The organism is Sphingomonas hengshuiensis (assembly GCF_000935025.1).
Lineage (GTDB): Bacteria > Pseudomonadota > Alphaproteobacteria > Sphingomonadales > Sphingomonadaceae > Sphingomonas > Sphingomonas hengshuiensis.
Genome location: NZ_CP010836.1, coordinates 3,193,089 through 3,210,376, shown reverse-complemented (window position 1 = coordinate 3,210,376; position 17,288 = coordinate 3,193,089). Strand labels below are relative to the sequence as shown.

Here is a 17,288-nt window from a genome sequence, read left to right as displayed (position 1 = left end):
ATGACCAGCAACACCTACACGCCGCCCGCCTCGGAAGGGCAAAAGGCCAGCTTCGCCATCCCCACCGACCTGCTGATCGGCGAGAACTGGGTTGGCGCCAGCAGCGGCGCCCGGATCGACATCCTCAACCCCTCGACCGGCGAGACGCTGACCTCGGTCGCCGACTGCGACGCTGCCGAGGGGATCGCCGCCGTCGATGCCGCCGCCGCCGCCGCCAGCGCCTGGGCGGCCACGCCGCCGCGCCGCCGGGCCGAAGTCCTGCTCGCCTGCTACCATGCGATGATGGAGCGGCAGGAATGGCTGGCGCGGCTGATCTCGCTGGAGAATGGCAAGGCGCTGGGCGATGCGCGCGGCGAAGTCGCCTATGCCGCCGAATTCTTTCGCTGGTATGCCGAGGAAGCCGTGCGGATCAACGGCGAGCTGTCGCTGTCGCCCTCGGGCGCGAACCGCATCCTGGTGAGCTATCAGCCGATCGGCATCGCGCTGCTGATCACGCCATGGAATTTCCCCGCCGCAATGGCGACCCGCAAGATCGCGCCCGCGCTGGCCGCCGGTTGCACCGTCATCCTCAAGCCCGCCGAGGAAACCCCGCTCACTGCGCTGGCGGTCGCGCAGATCCTGCGCGACGCCGGGGTGCCCGCGGGGGTGGTCAATGTCATCAATACCAGCGATCCCGGCCCGGTGTGCAGCGCGATCCTCCACGATCCGCGCGTGCGCAAGCTCAGCTTCACCGGATCGACCGAAGTCGGCCGCATCCTGCTGCGCGAGGCGGCGGACTCGGTGATCAGCGCGTCGATGGAGCTGGGCGGCAATGCGCCGTTCCTGGTGCTCGACGACGCCGATCTCGACGAGGCGATCGAAGGCGCGATGGTCGCCAAGATGCGCAACGCGGGCGAGGCGTGCACGGCTGCCAACCGCTTCTATGTCCAGCGCGGCATCCAGGATCGCTTCGTCGCGAAGCTGGTCGAGCGGATGGGCGCCATGAAGGTCGGCCCCGGCATCGATGCGACCACCCAATGCGGCGCGATGATCAACCGCGCCTCGATCGACAAGATCGAGCGGCTGGTGGCCGACGCGGTGTCGCGCGGCGCCGAGGTGCGGCTGGGCGGCGCGGCGATTGCGGGCGACGGGTTCTTCTATCCGCCGTCGGTGATCGCCAATGTCCAGCCGGGATCGGAAATCCTCTCGACCGAAGTGTTCGGCCCGGTCGCGGCGATCGTGCCGTTCGACGATGTCGACGAAGCCGTCGCGCTGGCCAACGCCACCGAATATGGGCTTGCCGCCTATGTCTATTCGGGCGACCTGAAGAAGGCGCTCCAGCTTGCCGAGCGGATCGAATGCGGCATGGTCGCGGTCAATCGCGGGCTGGTGTCGGATGCCGCCGCGCCGTTCGGCGGCGTCAAGCAGAGCGGGCTGGGGCGCGAGGGATCGCACCATGGCCTGATCGAATATTGCGAGGCAAAGTACATCGCCGTCAGCTGGTAAAAACCAGCGACAGGATCCGCGCGCCACGACGCGCACCGGGAGAGGGAGCCAGAGAGCGCCATGTGGGAAGTTACGCGACGCAGACTCCTAGGCGGCACCGCCGCGACGATGACCGCGCTTGCGCTGGGGCCGAAATCGCGCGCGCTGGCCGCGCCGGTGGCGCCCGGCGGGCCGGACACCGAATGGCGCTATTATGCCGCCGATGCCGCGAACACGCGCTATTCGCCGCTCGACCAGATCACTGCCGAGAATTTCGGTGATCTGGAAGTCGCGTGGAGCTTCAAGACCGACGTGCTCGGCGCGCGCAAGGAATATCAGTTCGAGCCCACCCCGCTGCTGATCAAGGGCCGGCTGTTCCTGACGGCGGGCTCGCGCCGCGATTGCATCGCCGTGGATGCTGCGACCGGCGAATTGCTGTGGATGTACCGGCTCGACGAAGGCAAGCGCGCCGCCAATTCGCCCCGCCAGTTGTCGGGCCATGGCTGCTCCTATTGGACCGACGGGACGAAGGAGCGCATCCTGTTCGTCACCATCGGCTATCGGCTGGTGTCGCTCGATGCCGCCACGGGCATCCCCGATCCCGATTTCGGGACGGGCGGGATCGTCGATCTGAAGCTCGATTTCGACCAGGAACTGGACCCCGAGACCGCCGATGTCGGGCTCCACGCGACGCCGATGATCGCGCGCGACGTGGTGGTGGTGGGCGCCGCGCATACCGCCGGCGACCTTCCCTTGGTGCGCAAGAATGTGAAGGGCTATATCCGCGGCTTCGACGTGCGCACCGGCAAGCGCAAATGGATCTTCCACACCATCCCGCGCAAGGGTGAGTATGGCTACGACACCTGGCTCAACGGCGATGCAGACGAGGCGGGTAATGCCGGCGCCTGGGCGGAAATGTCCGCCGATGCGGAACTGGGGCTGGTCTATGTCCCCGTCGAGCTGCCGACCGGCGACGAGATGGGGATGTTCCGCCGCGGCAATGCGCTGTTCGGCGAATCGCTGGTCGCGCTCGATCTGGAGACCGGCGAGCGGCGCTGGCATTATCAGCTCGTCCATCACGGGCTATGGGATCGCGACATCCCGTGCGCGCCGATCCTGTGCGACATCCCGGTCAAGGGAAAGACCGTCAAGGCGCTGGCACAGCCGACCAAGCAGGCGTTTCTCTATGTGCTCGATCGCGAGACGGGCAAGCCGATCTGGCCGATCGTCGAGCGCAAGGTCGAGGCGGGCGACGTGCCCGGCGAATGGTACGCGCCGACCCAGCCTTTCCCGACCAAGCCGCCCGCCTATGACGTGCAGGGCGTGACGATCGACGATTTGATCGATTTCACGCCCGAACTGCGTGCGCAGGCGGTGGAGATGGTCAAGAGCTACAAGATCGGGCCGCTTTATACGCCGCCCGTGGTGAGCAAGCCGGGGCGGTGGGGCACGATCACCAACCCGGGCATCCAGGGCGGCACCAACTGGCCCGGCGGCTGCTACGATCCCGAAACGCATACGGTGTTCGTCTATTCGAAGAGCCAGCCTTCGGTCGTCGGCATCGTGCCGAACTCGGACCCCAAGGTATCCGAATTCCCCCAGGTCCATGCGATCGCCGGAACGACCCTTCGCCCGCAAGTGGCGATGGGGGCAGAGATGAGCGGGCGTCCGCCCGGGCCGCCCCCGGTCCCCCCGCAGCGGCAGGGGCGGGCGGTGCCTCCGGGCGTCCAGGTCCCGGCCCCGGTGGCCCCCCGCGTGGCACCACTCCGCCGGGCTTTCTGGCGGTGCAGGGGCTTCCGCTGCTCAAGCCGCCTTATGGCCGGATCACCGCGATCGACCTGTCGAAGGGCGACCTGAAATGGCAGATCGCGCATGGCGAGACCCCCGACAATGTCCGCAACCACCCCGCGCTGAAGGGACTGAAGATCCCGCGCACCGGGCGCGCGGGCAATCTCGGGCCGCTGGCGACCAAGACGCTGGTGATCTGCGGCGAGGCGGGCTTCTACACCAATGAATATGGCGTCCGCGGCGCGATGCTGCGCGCCTATGACAAGACGACCGGCGAAGAGAAGGGGGCGGTCTATATGCCCGCGCCGCAGAGTGGCTCGCCGATGACCTATATGTTAAAAGGGCGCCAATACATTGTCGTAGCGATCGGCGGCGGCAATTACAGTGCCGAGTTGGTGGCGTATCGACTACCGGGAGTTGCGTAGATGATGAACTCGCAGTCAGGCTTCGCATTGGCACTATTGGGAGCCGCTTCGGTGGCGCTGGGCGGCGCCATCACCGCGCGTGCGCAGGCGCCTGCGGGCAGCGTGTGGGCAGGCGTGTACACGGCGGAGCAGGCGGAGCGCGGCAAGGCCGCCTATGCCGGCGAATGCGCGTCGTGCCACGGCGCGACGCTGGCGGGGATCGACGTCGCCCCGGCGCTGGTCGGCGCCGGCTTCCTCAACAACTGGAACAATACGTCGGCGGGGGACCTGTTCACCCGGATCAAGGAGACGATGCCGCTGAGCGCGCCGGGCAGCCTGGGCGGGCGCACGGTATCCGATATCGAAGCCTATCTGTTCCAGGCCAACGGCTTCCCGACGGGCGAGATCGCGCTGCCGCCCAGCGCGCCGCTGATGGCCGGGGTCAAGATCGTCGCGCAGAAGCCCGCGCAATAGGCAGACCGATCATATAGAACGCGATATTCTCCCTTACTCGCCGTCATGCTTGTAACTTGCCAACTGCAGCATTGCATGAAGAATGCGGTGCGGCTTCGGCGGGAAGTTCGAATCATGCAAGGGTTGCAGAGCCCGTAGTTCAGCGTGAACAGCCCGCTGTAAGGTCATTGAACCCGAACAGTCGCTTGGGCCTCTGCAAGGCAAGCCCGATTGCGCAAGCCCGGGAGACGATGACCATGACGTATGTGGGTATCGATGTTTCGAAGGATCGCCTGGACGTCCATGTCTCGCCCGCGGGCGAGGCCTGGACGGTCGGGCGCGATGCCGAGGGTCTGGAGGCGCTGGTCGCGCGACTGGGCGTATCGGCCCCGTTGTGCATCGGGCTGGAGGCGACCGGGGGCTATGAGACGGTGGTGGCTGCCGCGCTGGGGGCAGCAGGCTTGCCGGTGGCGGTGATCAATCCCGCGCAGATCCGCCATTTTGCGCGCGCATTGGGCAAGCGCGCCAAGACCGACCCGATCGATGCCGCGGTGATTGCGCGCTTTGTCGAGGCAACGCGCCCGCCGCCGCGCGCACTGGCGGATACCGAGACGCGCGCGCTGGCCGACCTGGTGGCGCGGCGCCGGCAGATCATCGCGATGATGGTGAGCGAGCGCCAGCGGCTGCGGCGCGCAACGCTTCTGCCGCTGCGCAAAAGCATCGAGCGCCTGCTGGCTGCGCTGCAAAAGGAACTGTCCGACCTTGAACGGACGATCGACGAGGCCGTGCGGGGCTCGCCCTTGTGGCGCGATCAGGAGGCGCTGCTGACCTCGATCCCAGGCGTCGGCCCGACCACCGCCCGCACGCTGCTTGCCGAACTGCCCGAACTCGGCCAGCTCGGACGCCGCCAGATCAGCGCGCTCGCCGGCGTCGCGCCCTGGACCCGCCAGTCCGGCCAATGGCGCGGAAAGGCCATGATCGGCGGAGGACGCCCCACCGTCCGCTCGGCCCTCTTCATGGCCGCACTCGTCGCCAGTCGCTACAATCCCGTGCTCCAGGCGCTCTATCAGCGCCTCATCGCCAGCGGAAAACCCAAAAAGGTCGCCCTGATCGCCCTCGCCCGCCGCCTGCTCACCTTCGCAAACGCCATCCTGAGGAGCAAATCCCCATGGCTCGCCGCTTGACGCCAAAGACAGTCGCTGAACTTGTTTCAGCATCCAACCCCCAGCCCGCATTTCCGTCGCTTGTTGCGCCTTGGATGCTGAAACAATTTCAGCATGACGGCGTGAGAAGAAGGCCCGCGCGATAGCCCTGGCCCCAATAGGGCCCCGCGGCCCGGCGATTACTCGCCGGTCCAGTCGGGAACGCGCTTGGTCCGCGCCAGGAAATCGGCGACGCCGCGGCGGAAATCGGCGCTGCCATAGACCTGCGCGATCAGGTCCTCGACCTCGGGCAGGCTGTCCATCGTCATCCGCCGGACCATCTCCTTGGTCGCCCGCGTGGTGCGCGGGGCGTTCTCAGCGGCGCGGAGGCACAGCGCGGCGACCTCTTCGTCGATCACCTCGGGCGCCGCGACCTTGAGCAGATAGCCGGTTGCGAACAACTGGTCGGCGGTGAGGAACTCGCCGAGCAGCACCATCCGCTTGGCCATCTGGACCCCCACCGCGCCTGCGATCCGCGCCAGGCTGGCGCCGGACAGACAGTTGCCGAGCGTGCGCCCGATCGGCGAGCCGAACCGCGCGTCGGGCGTGGCGATGCGGAAGTCGCAGGCGGAGGCGATATTGAGTCCCCCGCCCACAGCCCAGCCCTCTACGATCGCGATCGTCGTGCAGGGGATGGCATCGACTGCGCGCATGCAGTCGTCGATGCCGCGCTCATAGTCCACGCCCTGCTCGCCGGTCGTATAGTCGGCGAACTTGCTGATATCGGTGCCGGAGATGAATGCCTTGCCCCCCGTGCCGCGAAAGGTGGCGACCCGGATCGCGGGGTCGGCGGCGATCGCGCGCGCGGCGTCGCGCAGGTCGAGCCACATCTGGCTGGTCAGCGCGTTGTGCGCGGCGGGATTGTCGAAGCGGATATGCGCCTGCGCGCCGGCCGTCTCGAAGACGATGCGCCCCTCGCTCACTTCACCGCCTCCGCACGCGGGGCGAGCATGCCCAGTTCGACCAATTCTGCACGGATCGCGTCGCCATGTTCGTCGAGCAGCGGCGGGGGCAGGCGTACTTCCTGCGGGGTGCCGCGCATCTTTACGGGGAAGCCGAGCGCCTTGAACTCGCCTTCGACCGGGTGCGGGATCATCTGCACCATGTCGCGCGCGACGGCCTGTTCGCTCGTGACCGCCTCGCCATAGTCGAGGATCGGCGCGGCGGGGACGCCGGCGGCGAGCAGCGCGTCGATCCATTCGTCCTTGGTGCGGGTGAGGAAGGTGGGGGCAAGCAGGTCGATCAGTTGCTGGCGATTCTGCACGCGCGCGGCGTTGGTGGAATAGAGCGGGTCCTGCTGCAGTTCCGGGCGCCCGATCACATCGATAAAGGTCAGCCACAACCCCTGATTGGCGGCGCCGATCACGAACCAGCCATCGCTGGCGCGCACCGCCTGATAGGGCGCCGACATGCGGTTGGCCGATCCGATCGGCGTCGGCGCCTTGCCCGTGCCCCACAGCTCGGTGGTTTCCCAGATCGACAGCCCCATCGCCGCCTCCAGCAGCGAGGCGTCGATATACTGGCCCTTGCCCGAAGTCTGGCGCCCGATGATCGCACTGAGGATCGCATAGGCCGAGAACAGCCCGGCGCCGAGATCGGCGACTGCGATCGAATTCTTGGCGGGCTCCATGTCGGGGAAGCCGTTCGAGCTGAGGATGCCCGACATGGCCTGTGCGATCAGGTCGAATCCGGGCCGCTGCGCCCAGGGGCCGGTCTGGCCGAAACCCGAGATGCTGGCATAGACCAGCCGCGGGTTGATCGCGGCCAGCGTATCATAATCGATCCCCAGCCGCGCGGACACGCCGGGGCGGGCATTCTCGACGAGAATGTCGGCGGTCTTGACCAGCGCGTAAAAGACCGCGCGATCCTCCTCGTCCTTCAGGTTCAGCGTGATGCTGCGTTTGTTGCGGTTGAGCGCGAGGAAGCCGGGGCTGTCCTCGCCCTTCAGCCGGAAGCCCATCGAATGCCGCGTCGAATCGCCGGTGCGCGGCGGCTCGACCTTGACGACATCGGCGCCCATGTCGCCCAGCAACATGCAGCAGAACGGCCCCGCCATCACCTGCGACACATCCAGCACGCGGAGCCCGCCCAGCGGCAAATTCGACATCGTCATCCTCTCTTCAAACGCTGCGACAAAGCGCACGGGATCATATTGTATATGATTTGAGGTAGCGCTATCACCGTTGATGCACCGAGACAATGTGAAGCAGCCAATAATGGGCGCTGTCTCAAGATTACGCACAGGAGAGGCGGCTTGAACATGGGAAATATCCAGCGAATCCGGTCGGCAACGGCATTGGGGGCGGTGACGGCGGCGCTCCTTTGGGCGGTGCCGGGGCACGCGCAGGCCAAGGGCGACTGGGTCAGCTATGGCCGCGACGAGAGCCATGCGCGGCATTCTCCATTGGCCGAGATCACCCCGGCGAATGTCGGAAAGCTCCGCCAGGTCTGGTCCTATCATATGCGCCCGTCGGGTACGGTCGGCGAGAATATCCCGATTCCCGACGGCGTCCCCGCTCGGTTCCGGACGGGGTTCTCGGCGTCCGAAGCGACGCCGCTGGTGGTGGGCGGGGTGATGTATCTCTCGACGCCCTATCGTCGCGTCGTCGCGCTGGATGCGACGACCGGGAAAGAGAAGTGGGTGTTCCCGCTGCCGGGCAACGACCAGGCATCGACGCGCGGCGTCGCTTATTGGCCGGGCAGCGGCAAGACGGGCGCGCGGATCGTGTTCGGCACGCGCACCGGCAAGCTCTTCGCGCTCGACGCCGCGACCGGCAAGCCCTCGCTGGGCTTCGGCACCGATGGCGCGATCGACATGAAGACCCCCGAAGTCATGAACGGGACGAGGGCGCCGCTGGGGATGAGCAGCCCGCCCGCCATTTATCGCAACCTGATCATCACCGGATCGCGCGTGCAGGAAATGCCGGTCAAGGGCGCAGCGGGCGATGTCCGCGCGTGGGACGCGGTTACGGGCAAGCTGGTGTGGACCTTCCACACGATCCCGCAGCCGGGCGAGGCCAATTTCGGGACCTGGGAAGGCGAGAGCTGGAAGGGACGGTCGGGCGTCAACGTCTGGACCTTCGTCGTCGTCGATGAAAAGCGCGGTATTGCCTATCTCCCCGTGGGCGCGCCGACCTTCGATCGCTGGGGCGGGGATCGCAAGGGGCAGAATCTGTACGGCAATTCGATCGTCGCGGTCGATGCGAAGACCGGCAAGTACAAGTGGCATTTCCAGACCGTGCATCACGACATCTGGGACGTCGACTTGCCGGTCGCGACGCTGGTCGATGTGCGTCGCGGCAGCCGGACGATCCCGGCGATCGCGATCATGAACAAGACCTCGATATTGTTCATCCTCGACCGTGTGAGCGGCAAGCCGATCTACGACGTCAAGGAAGTCCCCGTCCCGACGGACACGGACATCCCCGGCGAGCAGCCATGGCCGACCCAGCCAATGCCGGCCAAGCCCGCGCCGCTGACTCGGCTCAGCTACAAGATGACCGATATGGTCGAAGGCCCGCCGGCGTTGCGCGCGGCGTGCGAGAAGATCGCGGCGCGGCTCAACCTGACGCCGAGCGTGATGTTCCAGCCGCTCCGCGCCGATTCGTCGGTGGCCTCGTTCCCCGGCAGCCTGGGCGGTGCCGATTGGGGTGGGGGCGCGTTCGATCCGCTGAGCCGGCTGTACGTCATCAACCTGAACAGTCTCGCCAGTCCGCAGCAGATGGAGAAGCAGCCCGATGGCAGCTGGGGGATGAAGGGCGGATACGCTTATTATCTCGATCCCGAATCAGGGAAGCCTTGCCATCGCCCGCCCTGGGGCGAACTGGTCGCGGTGAATGTCGATACCGGCGACGTGGCGTGGCGACAGGTGCTGGGCAATAACGAGGACCCGATGTTGAAGGATGCGGGCGAACTGAGCGCCGGCGGCCCGATCACCACCGCGAGCGGCCTGACCTTTATCGGCGCGACGCGCGACTCGATGATCCGCGCATTCGAGACGAAGACCGGCAAGCTGTTGTGGAGCGCGAAGCTGCCCGCCTCCAACTATGGCACGCCGATCACCTACCAGGTGCAAGGCGGGCCGCAGATGGTGGCGACGGTCGCGACCGGCGGGTTTGCGTTTCAGCCCGCGACGAGCGACGAAGTGGTGGCATATGCGCTTTCCGGAGGGCCAGAATGAAGCTGAGACAACTGGCTATAGCGTTCGGTGTGCTTGCGTCCGGCGGCATGGGGGCAACGATGCTCGCCGCCGCCGCGGTCTCCACGCAGGCGGCACCGCCGCCCGCGGGGCCGGGACTGGACCTGATTAACGAGCGTTGCGGCTTCTGCCATACCACGGCACAGGTGCTCACCGTTCGCAAGACGCCGCAGGATTGGGCGATCGTGGTCCAATCGATGATCGATCGCGGCGCCGAGCTTTCGCCCGAGGAGCAGAAGACCGTGGATGCCTATCTCGCCGCTAATTACGCGCTCCCCGCCCCAGGGGCGACGGCGCCCGCCGCGGCACCGACGGGGGCGCGCTGATGCCGCTATACGCAATCGACGGCGCCGCGCCGAGCGTCCCCGCCTCCAGCTGGGTGGCCCCCTCGGCCGATCTGATCGGCGACGTTCGGCTCGGCGAGCAGGTCGGTATCTGGTTCGGCGCGGTGATCCGCGCCGACAACACCCCGATCCAGTTGGGCGACCGCACCAATATCCAGGAGGGGGCGATGCTCCACTCCGACCCCGGCGTGCCGCTCACGATCGGCGAGGATTGCACGGTCGGGCATCACGCCATCCTGCACGGCTGCACGATCGGCAATCGCGTGCTGGTGGGGATGGGCGCGACGGTGCTCAATAACGCCGTGATCGCGGACGATTGCCTGATCGGCGCGGGCGCGCTGGTGACCGAGGGCAAGAGCTTTCCGCCCGGCAGCCTGATCGTCGGCGCACCGGCAAAGGCTGTGCGCGAACTCTCTGAAGAGGCGATCGCGGCGCTACGGGCGTCGGCGGCGGGCTATGCCGCGCGCCAGGCCCATTTCGCCGCGAACCTCCGCCGCGTCGAGGAATAACCGCTACCGGGTGTAGCGCGGCAGCACTCCCGCAACCTTGATCTTCAGCCGGTAGATGCTCGTCGATCCGGTGATGTAGAGCGTGTGCCCATCGCCGGCAAAGGCGAGGTTTGCGGCGACTTCGGGAAGCTTGATCTGGCCCAGCACCTTGCCGGCGGGGGTGATGATGCGGATCCCGCCGGGGCCGGTCGCCCAGATATTGCCGCGCTGGTCGACCTTGAGCCCGTCTGCGCCACCGGGGCCGCCGCGCGGAAAGGCGATTAGCGTGCGCGCGTTGGACAATGCCCCGCCAGCGCCGACATCATAGGCGCGGATGACACCCGGCGGGCCATAGTCGGTAACGTAGAGAATCTTGCCGTCGGGCGAGAAGCCGATGCCGTTCGGAAGCGCGAGATCGGTGATCGCCGGCGCAAGCTTGCCGTTCGTATAGCGCCAGACGGCGTTGTACGGCAGTTGCTTGGCCGGATCGCGGTTCATCCCGTTATACAAGCCAAAAGGCGGATCGGTGAACCACAGCGCTCCGTCGCGGGCGAACACCAGATCGTTCGGGCTGTTGAGCCGCTTGCCCTCATAGCTGTCGACGAACGGCGTGATGCCCAGCTTCGCATCGACGCGGACGATGCGCCGCGCCCCCATCTGCGCCATCAGCACGCTGCCGTCCTTGTCCGGCGCCAGACCGTTCGAGCCGATATTGGCGCCGGGCGGCGGATTAGGCAGCCCGCCCGAATTGGGGATCAGCTCCTCGACCGTCCCGCTGGGCGAGACAGCGCGCAGCTTGTCGCCGGTCACGTCCGAAAACCACAGCCGCCCCTGGTGCCACATCGGTCCTTCGGTGAAGCCGAACCCGGTCGCGACGCGCTCGACCTGCGCATCGGGCGCGATGAGGGCGTCGAGTGCGGGGTCGAGGCGCTCGATCCCGGTTTGGATGGGCTGTGCGGGTTGCGCCCAGGCGGCGGGCGCAACCATGGTCGCGGCAAGAGCCGCCGCAAGGCCAATGCGTCGCATGCTCGTTTCCTTTCTGTGGAGGTCAGACGCTCTGGGTGAGCAGGACGAGATAGTCCTTGTTGAGCACCGTCGCCTCGATCAGCGGCCAGTTCTTCTCGTGGACGTCGGACTTGATCCACACCTGCCGCTGCGCCTCGCTCTCATAGGTGAGCTGGAAGCGATAGTTGATGCCCGGGGCCGGGGCGGGGCCGCCCTGAATGATCCTGGTCAGCTTGACCATCTTGAGGTCGATGAAACCGCGACCGCGGAAGCTTTCGGCCACCGGCTTGAAGTGGTTGTGGAACGCGTCGAGCATCTCCTGCTCGCGCGCAGGATCGATCGCCAGGTCGCAGTACAGCACGATCGGCTTGGCGGCGGGCGCGGTGCCGGCCTGGCGCGCGGCGGCCAGCGCCGAACCCCCGCCGGTGGCGCCGGCGCCCAGCGCGGCGATCAGCTTGAGCAGATTGCGTCGTTGCATCAGGTCTCTCCTTTTCGAATGGGGTCAGCGCGGGCGGCGCATCAGCGACGCGGCATAGGCGGCCTTGGCAGCCGGATCCTTCGCGACGCCAATCACCATCAGTTCCAGCGGCGCTGCGCCGGTGGCGCGCAGCGCGCGCGCCTGGTCGACATCGACCGGCACTGCATCGCCTGCCTTGATCGTCGCGGTCTCGCCCGCCACGGTCACTTCGCCTTCGCCGGCGACCACGTAATAGACTTCGCTCATGCCGGGTTTGCTGGCACTGCCGACCGACGTGCCCGGCGGCAGGAGCAGATGGTCGACGAAGCTCCACGGCGTCGAGAAGACCGAGGGTTCGAGCGCGCGGCGATACTGGGCGGTGCCCTCGCCACCGTCCATCGCTACCACCGGCTTCAGCAGCGCGCGGTCGAGCCGCATGCTGATGAACTGCGGGATCGGGTCCAGCGCCGCGCCCTCGCGCGTGTCGCCCAGGTCGAAATTGTCATAGGCCTTGGTCAGGCCGACGCTGATGTTCAGCCATTGCAGCGGCGTGCTGCCCGGATTGTAGACGGCATGGGCGTGCCCCATCCGATCGGGCACCGCCGCTGGACCGGGGATCGCGGAGGTCCGCCCGTCGATCGTGAACTGGGCGTCGCCTTCGAGGATGACGAACATCTCCTCGGACTGGTTGTGGAAATGCTGCCCGATGCCGCTTTTCGGCGCGATCACGCCGCGGTGGACGAAGATGAGCGTGGTGCTGAGTGCGTCTGCTCCGAGCAATTGCTGGAACTTCATCGTGCCGGCACCGGCATGGACCGCCGTCAGCGCGCGCATCCTGGCTTCGTCGGTATGCCCGATTCGCTGTGCCAGCGGCTTTGGCTGCGGCGGCTGGCTCGGTTGTGTCTGGGCCTGCGCGGAAAAGCCGGCGCAGGCGCAGGCGCCCCCCAGCAGCAACCCCAGGATGCGCATCGTTCCGCCCACGGCCTTTCCCCTCCTCAAAAAGCCGGCTCGTGCCGGTCTTTACGCAGCGTTATAACGCGACTAGGATCAAATCCTATATGATTCTGCGGACCAACCGCAAATAGATTTAGGGGAGGGCGCTATGGCCGCTATCGGACGCTCACGGGTGCGCGTGCAGCTGGTTTTCATGCTGTTCGTGATCAGCGCGATCGCGTTTCTGGATCGCACCAACATTTCGGTCGCGGGCGTCCAGATGCGCCAGGACTATGGCATCGACCAGATTACGCTGGGCTGGGTCTTCAGCGCGTTCCTGCTCGGCTATGCCGCGTTCCAGGTGCCCGCCGGATGGCTCGCGGCGCGGATCGGGCCGCGCAAGCTGTTGACCGCGGCGCTGGTCTGGTGGGGCATCTTCAGCATCGCCACGGCGCTGGTGCCGCCCCAGGCGCAGCATGCGGTGCTGATGCTGGTCATCGTCCGCTTCGCGCTCGGCATCGGCGAGGCGGCGGTGTATCCGTCGAGCAACCAGTTCGTGTCGCGCTGGGTGCCGGTGCAGGAGCGGGGGCGCGCCAATGGCCTGATCTTTGCCGGCGTCGGCGCCGGATCGGGGCTCACCCCGCCGCTCATTACGGCTGTGATCGTGTTCGGTGGGTGGCATGCGGCATTCTATGCCTGTGCCGCGATCGGGATCGTTGCGGCGGTGGTGTGGTATGCGATCGCGCGCGATCGGCCGCAGGAGCATTCGCGGGTCAACGCCGCCGAGCTGGCGCATATCGAAGCGGGGCTGCCGCCCGAGCCTTCGCACGAGAAGGTCGCGGTGCCCTGGGGCGCGATCCTGTCCAGCCGCAATGTCTGGGGGCTGTTCCTCAGCTATTTCGCGTTCGGCTATGTGATCTGGATCTTTTTCAGCTGGTTCTTCATCTACCTGGCGGAGGCGCGCGGGCTCGACCTTAAATCGAGCGCGTTGTTCGGGATGGCGCCGTTCCTGGCGATGACGATCGGGTGCCTTTCGGGCGGGGTGCTCAACGATGCGATCTCGCGCCGCCTCGGGCTGTATTGGGGGCGGTCGGGGCTGGCGATGGTGTCGTTCGTGCTCACCGGCATCTTCCTGCTGATCGGGTCGCAGGTCTCCAACGCGCCGCTGGCAGTGCTGACGCTCGCGCTGGGCGGGGGCGCGATGTACCTCTCGCAAAGCTCGTTCTGGTCAGTCACCGCCGATATTTCGGGGCGGCACACCGGAGTAGTATCGGGGCTGATGAATGTGGGGTGCCAGATCGGGGGCGCGCTCACTGCGTCGCTGACGCCGTGGATCGCCGCCAACTATGGCTGGGCGGCGGCGTTCGGGACCGGGGCGGCGCTGGTCATCATCGCGACGATCGCATGGGCGCTGGTCGATCCGACGAAGTTGATCGAGCCGGTGGACACCCCGGCGCCGGGGATCAGTTCCGAACCCGTACCAGTCGCACTGTGAGCGGGCCGCGACCCTCGACATCGAGGAACGTCGTCCCCAGCGCCGTCCGTCGCAGCCGCACGGACGCGCCCACCGGGGGCGGCGCTGCAGTGTCGCTGGTGGTGGTGAAGGCGCGGCCATCGTCGAGCGTCAGCCGGTGAAGCCCGTGGCGCATCCTTGTCACCGCCACGAGCTTGCCGGTGCGATCGGCGCGCACGATTTCCGCACTGGACAGTGCGCGTGCCGGGGCGGCTGGGGCTGGCGCCTCGACCACCGCGCGCGGGCGGGGCGCCGTTGGCGCGACGGGCGCAGGCGCGGCGGCGCGAGCGGGGGCGGCGGGGGTGGCGGCAGCGCGGTCGCGCGCGTCGTAGCAGGCCAGCCGCAGCGTCGCGTCAGCAATCGCGCGGCAATCCTGCCCCTGTGGCGCAGCGATGCTGGCGGCAGCCGCCAGAGCGATCAGGTCAAGCATTCCAACTCCTCACGATTATTCCGAACGTGGCGATCGTTGCCCACATTCATGTTGCATAACGGTTTGACGAGCAAGCACAGATCATATCATATCTGAAATCGAACGGGATCTACACCGTGTCTAGGAGAGGGATTATGGGCAAAGCAAAATGGGGCGTCCTTGCGTGCGCCGCGACGCTGGCGGGGATGGGGATGGCGCTGTCGGCAAGCGCGCAGACGGCGCCGCCGGGACCTCCGCCGGGCGGCCCGCCCGAGGGCCCGCGCCGCTTCGCGCCGCCGCCGCCGGCGCTGATGTGGGCACCCAAGAAGACGCCGCTCACGCCCTATCGCGCGCCGAACCGGCCCTGGTGGAAGCTCGCCGACGTCCGTGCGCTCCACAAGGGGCAGGCGAACTGGACCCAGCCGGTCATCCGTGGCGCCGACATCATCGCCGACTGGCACCAACTCGCGCCCGGCCGGACGACGCAGGAGCTTGCCTATTCGGACAACCGCACCGGGATCATCGTCTGGGAAGGCGAAGTGCGGGTTCGCATGGCCGGGCAGGAGCCGTTCGTCGCGCGCAAGGGATTTGAGATCAACGTGCCGCACCGCGTGCCCTTCACGCTGGAGGCGTTGCCCGGCGCACCGGCGCTGTATCTGGAGATCCACGCGACCAGCGACATGCCGCTCTATCCGGTCGCCACGAACCCCACCGCGCCCAAGCCCGTCCAGGGCTATGCCTATGCCCAGCGCCTGCTGACCGGCGGTCCGGGCGGGTTCGATGCCATGAACAAGCCCTATCTCGATTACTATAAGGACGTCGTCGAGGGCGGCGCGCGCGCGGGGCCGTTCATCTCGGCGCAGCACATGTTCGTGAACAACATCCGCGGCCGCGGGGTGGCGACCCCGCCCGCCTCCAACCTTGGCCATTTCCATGTCGGCTATGACGAGTTCTGGTTCGTGATGGAGGGCAATGTGACGCTCCAGGTCGAAGGCGTGCCGGTGTTCACGGCATCGGCAGGCGATGTGATCATGGCCGCGCAGGGCCGCTGGCACCGGGCGAGCTTCGGCGGGCCGGAGGGGCAGATGGGGACGCGCGTCGCGGTCAATCCCTATCCGGCGGGGCTGCATGGGTTCACGGTGGAGTCTGGCGGGCGGCAATAAGGCTGCTGGTAGTGAGGTGAGGGGCGGGGGCCGTGGGGTCTCCGCCCCTTTTCGCGGGTGCGAAGCTATATGGAATCTGCCCGTCGGCTGACGACGCAATCTCGGTCGATCGGCGCAGATTTTGGCTTCTTGAAAGCTGTCGTTCGTTGGGCACTCGCTTTTCGACCGGAATTGGGCCGCTTGCAGAGGGGCACCTCCATTTACCTCTCGCCAAATTGGCGCAGTGATGATTCACTGTCGGCGGTCAGCGGGAGCGGACGATGCGGCAGGCTGGGCTTTTCGGATTATCGGACCACATGAAGCGCCTTTCAGCGGACGGCGATCCGCTGGAGGTGCTGGCGCGGATCGTGGACTTTGAAGCGTTTCGGCCGACGCTGGTAGCTGCACTGGGCTATTCCGACGGTACCAAGGGTGGTCGTCCGCCCTACGATCCGGTGGTGATGCTGAAGGTGCTGGTGCTGGCGGCGCAGAACAACGTGGCCGACGGGCGAATGGAATGGCTGATCCGGGATCGGCTGAGCTGGCTGCGCTTCCTGGGCTTCGATCTTGGCGCAGCGACGCCGGATGCGAACACGATCCGCATGTTCCGCGAGCGGCTGACTGCGGTCGGCGCGCTCGATACGCTGTTTGCCGATTTCGACCGCCAGTTGAAGGCGCGGGGCTATCTGCCGATGGGGGGTCAGATTGTCGATGCAACGCTGGTCGCCGCGCCCAAACAACGCAACACCGAGGCCGAGAAGGCCGCGGTGAAGGCGGGCCGGAGCGCTGCCGAGATCTGGCCGGACGAACCCGCCAGGGCGCGCCAGAAGGATGTCGATGCCCGCTGGACGCTTAAATTCGCCAAGGCGCGACCGACCGCCGATGGCAAGCCGCAGCCGGATATCGCAATCCCAAGCTTCGGGTATAAAAGCAGCATCTCGATATGCCGGACCTTCGGCTTCATTCGTAAGGGCCAGGTCACCGATGGCGCGCGCTACGACGGGCGCATGCTGCGCGACGTGGTGACCAGCGACAACACCGCATCGGATGTCTGGGCCGATACCGCCTATCGCAGCCAGAGCAATGAGCGTTGGCTGAAGGCCCAGGGCCGCGTCAGCCGCATCCACCGCAGAAAGCCCAAGGGCAGGCCGATGCCCGCCCATGTCCGCCGCGGCAACGCCACCAAGTCGAAGATCCGGGCCCGCGTCGAGCATGTGTTCGCGCATCAGAAGGCCGTCATGGGCCTGTTCATCCGCACCATCGGCATCGAACGGGCCAAGGCCAAGATCACGCTCGCCAACCTGGCCTTCAACATCCACCGCCTGATCTTCCACGAGCGACGCGCCGCCATGGGATAATTGCGTCCGCGCTCTACGGAAGCCGCTGAAAATCCCGGCAAACCCAGCGCCAAACCCCAGGGCTACCCAAAGCGCCACCTCGAATCCTCAATACGATCGCATCAACGGGTAAATGGAGGCGCCCAGAGTA

At 66.9% G+C, this 17,288-nt stretch carries 17 protein-coding genes; 11 read left to right on the top strand and 6 right to left on the bottom strand.

Annotation, left to right across the window (positions count from 1 at the left end; translation table 11 throughout):
• The 5 genes from TS85_RS14135 to TS85_RS14120 all read left to right on the top strand — a co-directional run bounded on the left by TS85_RS14135 (nucleotide 1) and on the right by TS85_RS14120 (nucleotide 5,293).
• Nucleotides 1-1,485, top strand: coding sequence for an NAD-dependent succinate-semialdehyde dehydrogenase (locus tag TS85_RS14135; protein WP_044333007.1), 1,485 nt, complete (start codon nucleotides 1-3; stop codon nucleotides 1,483-1,485).
• Between the two features lie 60 nt (nucleotides 1,486-1,545).
• Nucleotides 1,546-3,321 carry an outer membrane protein assembly factor BamB family protein gene (locus TS85_RS14130; protein WP_227698496.1) on the top strand — a complete coding sequence of 592 codons (1,776 nt, stop codon included), beginning with the start codon at nucleotides 1,546-1,548 and terminating at the stop codon, nucleotides 3,319-3,321.
• On the top strand, nucleotides 3,249-3,677 hold the full coding sequence (locus TS85_RS26135) for a PQQ-binding-like beta-propeller repeat protein (RefSeq protein WP_227698495.1): 429 nt from the start codon (nucleotides 3,249-3,251) through the stop codon (nucleotides 3,675-3,677). The genes TS85_RS14130 and TS85_RS26135 overlap by 73 nt, the downstream gene beginning before the upstream one ends.
• A complete protein-coding gene (locus TS85_RS14125; RefSeq protein ID WP_044333006.1) occupies nucleotides 3,678-4,130 on the top strand; it encodes a c-type cytochrome in 453 nt (150 codons plus the stop codon).
• A 230-nt stretch (nucleotides 4,131-4,360) separates the two neighbouring features.
• On the top strand, nucleotides 4,361-5,293 hold the full coding sequence (locus tag TS85_RS14120; RefSeq protein ID WP_044329758.1) for an IS110 family RNA-guided transposase: 933 nt from the start codon (nucleotides 4,361-4,363) through the stop codon (nucleotides 5,291-5,293).
• Between the two features lie 158 nt (nucleotides 5,294-5,451).
• On the opposite strand, the gene TS85_RS14115 is transcribed toward TS85_RS14120, so the two are convergent.
• Both TS85_RS14115 and TS85_RS14110 read right to left on the bottom strand, forming a co-directional pair.
• Nucleotides 5,452-6,234: an enoyl-CoA hydratase gene (locus TS85_RS14115; protein WP_044333003.1), complete on the bottom strand. Its 783-nt coding sequence runs from the start codon at nucleotides 6,232-6,234 to the stop codon at nucleotides 5,452-5,454.
• The gene (locus tag TS85_RS14110) at nucleotides 6,231-7,418 is read right to left on the bottom strand and encodes a CaiB/BaiF CoA transferase family protein (RefSeq protein WP_044336313.1); all 1,188 of its coding nucleotides are present in this window, start codon (nucleotides 7,416-7,418) and stop codon (nucleotides 6,231-6,233) included. The genes TS85_RS14115 and TS85_RS14110 overlap by 4 nt, the downstream gene beginning before the upstream one ends.
• Nucleotides 7,419-7,571: 153 nt before the next feature.
• Between TS85_RS14110 and TS85_RS14105 the strand changes: the two genes are divergently transcribed.
• From TS85_RS14105 to TS85_RS14095, 3 genes are read left to right on the top strand one after another with little or no spacing between them, the layout of a single operon-like run.
• The gene (locus TS85_RS14105) at nucleotides 7,572-9,491 is read left to right on the top strand and encodes an outer membrane protein assembly factor BamB family protein (RefSeq protein ID WP_044333000.1); all 1,920 of its coding nucleotides are present in this window, start codon (nucleotides 7,572-7,574) and stop codon (nucleotides 9,489-9,491) included.
• Entirely contained in the window at nucleotides 9,488-9,835 is a 348-nt protein-coding gene (locus TS85_RS14100; protein ID WP_227698494.1) for a hypothetical protein, read from the top strand. Before TS85_RS14105 ends, TS85_RS14100 begins: the two co-directional genes overlap by 4 nt.
• On the top strand, nucleotides 9,835-10,362 hold the full coding sequence (locus tag TS85_RS14095; RefSeq protein WP_044332998.1) for a gamma carbonic anhydrase family protein: 528 nt from the start codon (nucleotides 9,835-9,837) through the stop codon (nucleotides 10,360-10,362). Before TS85_RS14100 ends, TS85_RS14095 begins: the two co-directional genes overlap by 1 nt.
• A gap of 3 nt (nucleotides 10,363-10,365) precedes the next feature.
• Here TS85_RS14095 and TS85_RS14090 read toward each other — a convergent pair whose 3' ends face one another.
• Genes TS85_RS14090 through TS85_RS14080 form a run of 3 tightly spaced genes read right to left on the bottom strand, consistent with a single transcriptional unit; the run spans nucleotide 10,366 to nucleotide 12,784 of the window.
• Nucleotides 10,366-11,367 (bottom strand): SMP-30/gluconolactonase/LRE family protein, encoded by a 1,002-nt coding sequence (locus TS85_RS14090; protein ID WP_077228621.1) that lies wholly within the window; start codon nucleotides 11,365-11,367, stop codon nucleotides 10,366-10,368.
• A 22-nt stretch (nucleotides 11,368-11,389) separates the two neighbouring features.
• On the bottom strand, nucleotides 11,390-11,824 hold the full coding sequence (locus TS85_RS14085; protein WP_044332994.1) for a hypothetical protein: 435 nt from the start codon (nucleotides 11,822-11,824) through the stop codon (nucleotides 11,390-11,392).
• Nucleotides 11,825-11,848: 24 nt separating this feature from the next.
• Nucleotides 11,849-12,784 carry a cupin domain-containing protein gene (locus TS85_RS14080; RefSeq protein ID WP_227698493.1) on the bottom strand — a complete coding sequence of 312 codons (936 nt, stop codon included), beginning with the start codon at nucleotides 12,782-12,784 and terminating at the stop codon, nucleotides 11,849-11,851.
• A 151-nt stretch (nucleotides 12,785-12,935) separates the two neighbouring features.
• Here TS85_RS14080 and TS85_RS14075 point away from each other — a divergent pair, with 151 nt between their 5' ends.
• Nucleotides 12,936-14,231, top strand: a complete 1,296-nt coding sequence (locus TS85_RS14075; RefSeq protein ID WP_227698492.1) for an MFS transporter — start codon at nucleotides 12,936-12,938, stop codon at nucleotides 14,229-14,231.
• On the opposite strand, the gene TS85_RS14070 is transcribed toward TS85_RS14075, so the two are convergent.
• Nucleotides 14,200-14,679 (bottom strand): hypothetical protein, encoded by a 480-nt coding sequence (locus TS85_RS14070; protein WP_052507933.1) that lies wholly within the window; start codon nucleotides 14,677-14,679, stop codon nucleotides 14,200-14,202. The two genes, TS85_RS14075 and TS85_RS14070, sit on opposite strands and share 32 nt — an antisense overlap.
• A gap of 134 nt (nucleotides 14,680-14,813) precedes the next feature.
• Between TS85_RS14070 and TS85_RS14065 the strand changes: the two genes are divergently transcribed.
• Both TS85_RS14065 and TS85_RS14060 read left to right on the top strand, forming a co-directional pair.
• A complete protein-coding gene (locus TS85_RS14065) occupies nucleotides 14,814-15,821 on the top strand; it encodes a cupin domain-containing protein (protein WP_044332986.1) in 1,008 nt (335 codons plus the stop codon).
• A 260-nt stretch (nucleotides 15,822-16,081) separates the two neighbouring features.
• Nucleotides 16,082-17,158, top strand: coding sequence for an IS5 family transposase (locus TS85_RS14060; RefSeq protein ID WP_044332087.1), 1,077 nt, complete (start codon nucleotides 16,082-16,084; stop codon nucleotides 17,156-17,158).
• Nucleotides 17,159-17,288 lie beyond the last annotated feature (130 nt).

Bases quoted from the DNA above. Each gene is read 5' to 3' on its own strand.
- TS85_RS14065 (WP_044332986.1), top strand. From the start codon at position 14,814: ATGGGCAAAGCAAAATGGGGCGTCCTTGCGTGCGCCGCGACGCTGGCG.
- TS85_RS14120 (WP_044329758.1), top strand. From the start codon at position 4,361: ATGACCATGACGTATGTGGGTATCGATGTTTCGAAGGATCGCCTGGAC.
- TS85_RS14100 (WP_227698494.1), top strand. From the start codon at position 9,488: ATGAAGCTGAGACAACTGGCTATAGCGTTCGGTGTGCTTGCGTCCGGC.
- TS85_RS14130 (WP_227698496.1), top strand. From the start codon at position 1,546: ATGTGGGAAGTTACGCGACGCAGACTCCTAGGCGGCACCGCCGCGACG.
- TS85_RS14060 (WP_044332087.1), top strand. From the start codon at position 16,082: ATGCGGCAGGCTGGGCTTTTCGGATTATCGGACCACATGAAGCGCCTT.
- TS85_RS14090 (WP_077228621.1), bottom strand. From the start codon at position 11,367: ATGCGACGCATTGGCCTTGCGGCGGCTCTTGCCGCGACCATGGTTGCG.
- TS85_RS14095 (WP_044332998.1), top strand. From the start codon at position 9,835: ATGCCGCTATACGCAATCGACGGCGCCGCGCCGAGCGTCCCCGCCTCC.
- TS85_RS14135 (WP_044333007.1), top strand. From the start codon at position 1: ATGACCAGCAACACCTACACGCCGCCCGCCTCGGAAGGGCAAAAGGCC.
- TS85_RS14070 (WP_052507933.1), bottom strand. From the start codon at position 14,679: ATGCTTGACCTGATCGCTCTGGCGGCTGCCGCCAGCATCGCTGCGCCA.
- TS85_RS14085 (WP_044332994.1), bottom strand. From the start codon at position 11,824: ATGCAACGACGCAATCTGCTCAAGCTGATCGCCGCGCTGGGCGCCGGC.
- TS85_RS14110 (WP_044336313.1), bottom strand. From the start codon at position 7,418: ATGTCGAATTTGCCGCTGGGCGGGCTCCGCGTGCTGGATGTGTCGCAG.
- TS85_RS14105 (WP_044333000.1), top strand. From the start codon at position 7,572: ATGGGAAATATCCAGCGAATCCGGTCGGCAACGGCATTGGGGGCGGTG.
- TS85_RS14125 (WP_044333006.1), top strand. From the start codon at position 3,678: ATGATGAACTCGCAGTCAGGCTTCGCATTGGCACTATTGGGAGCCGCT.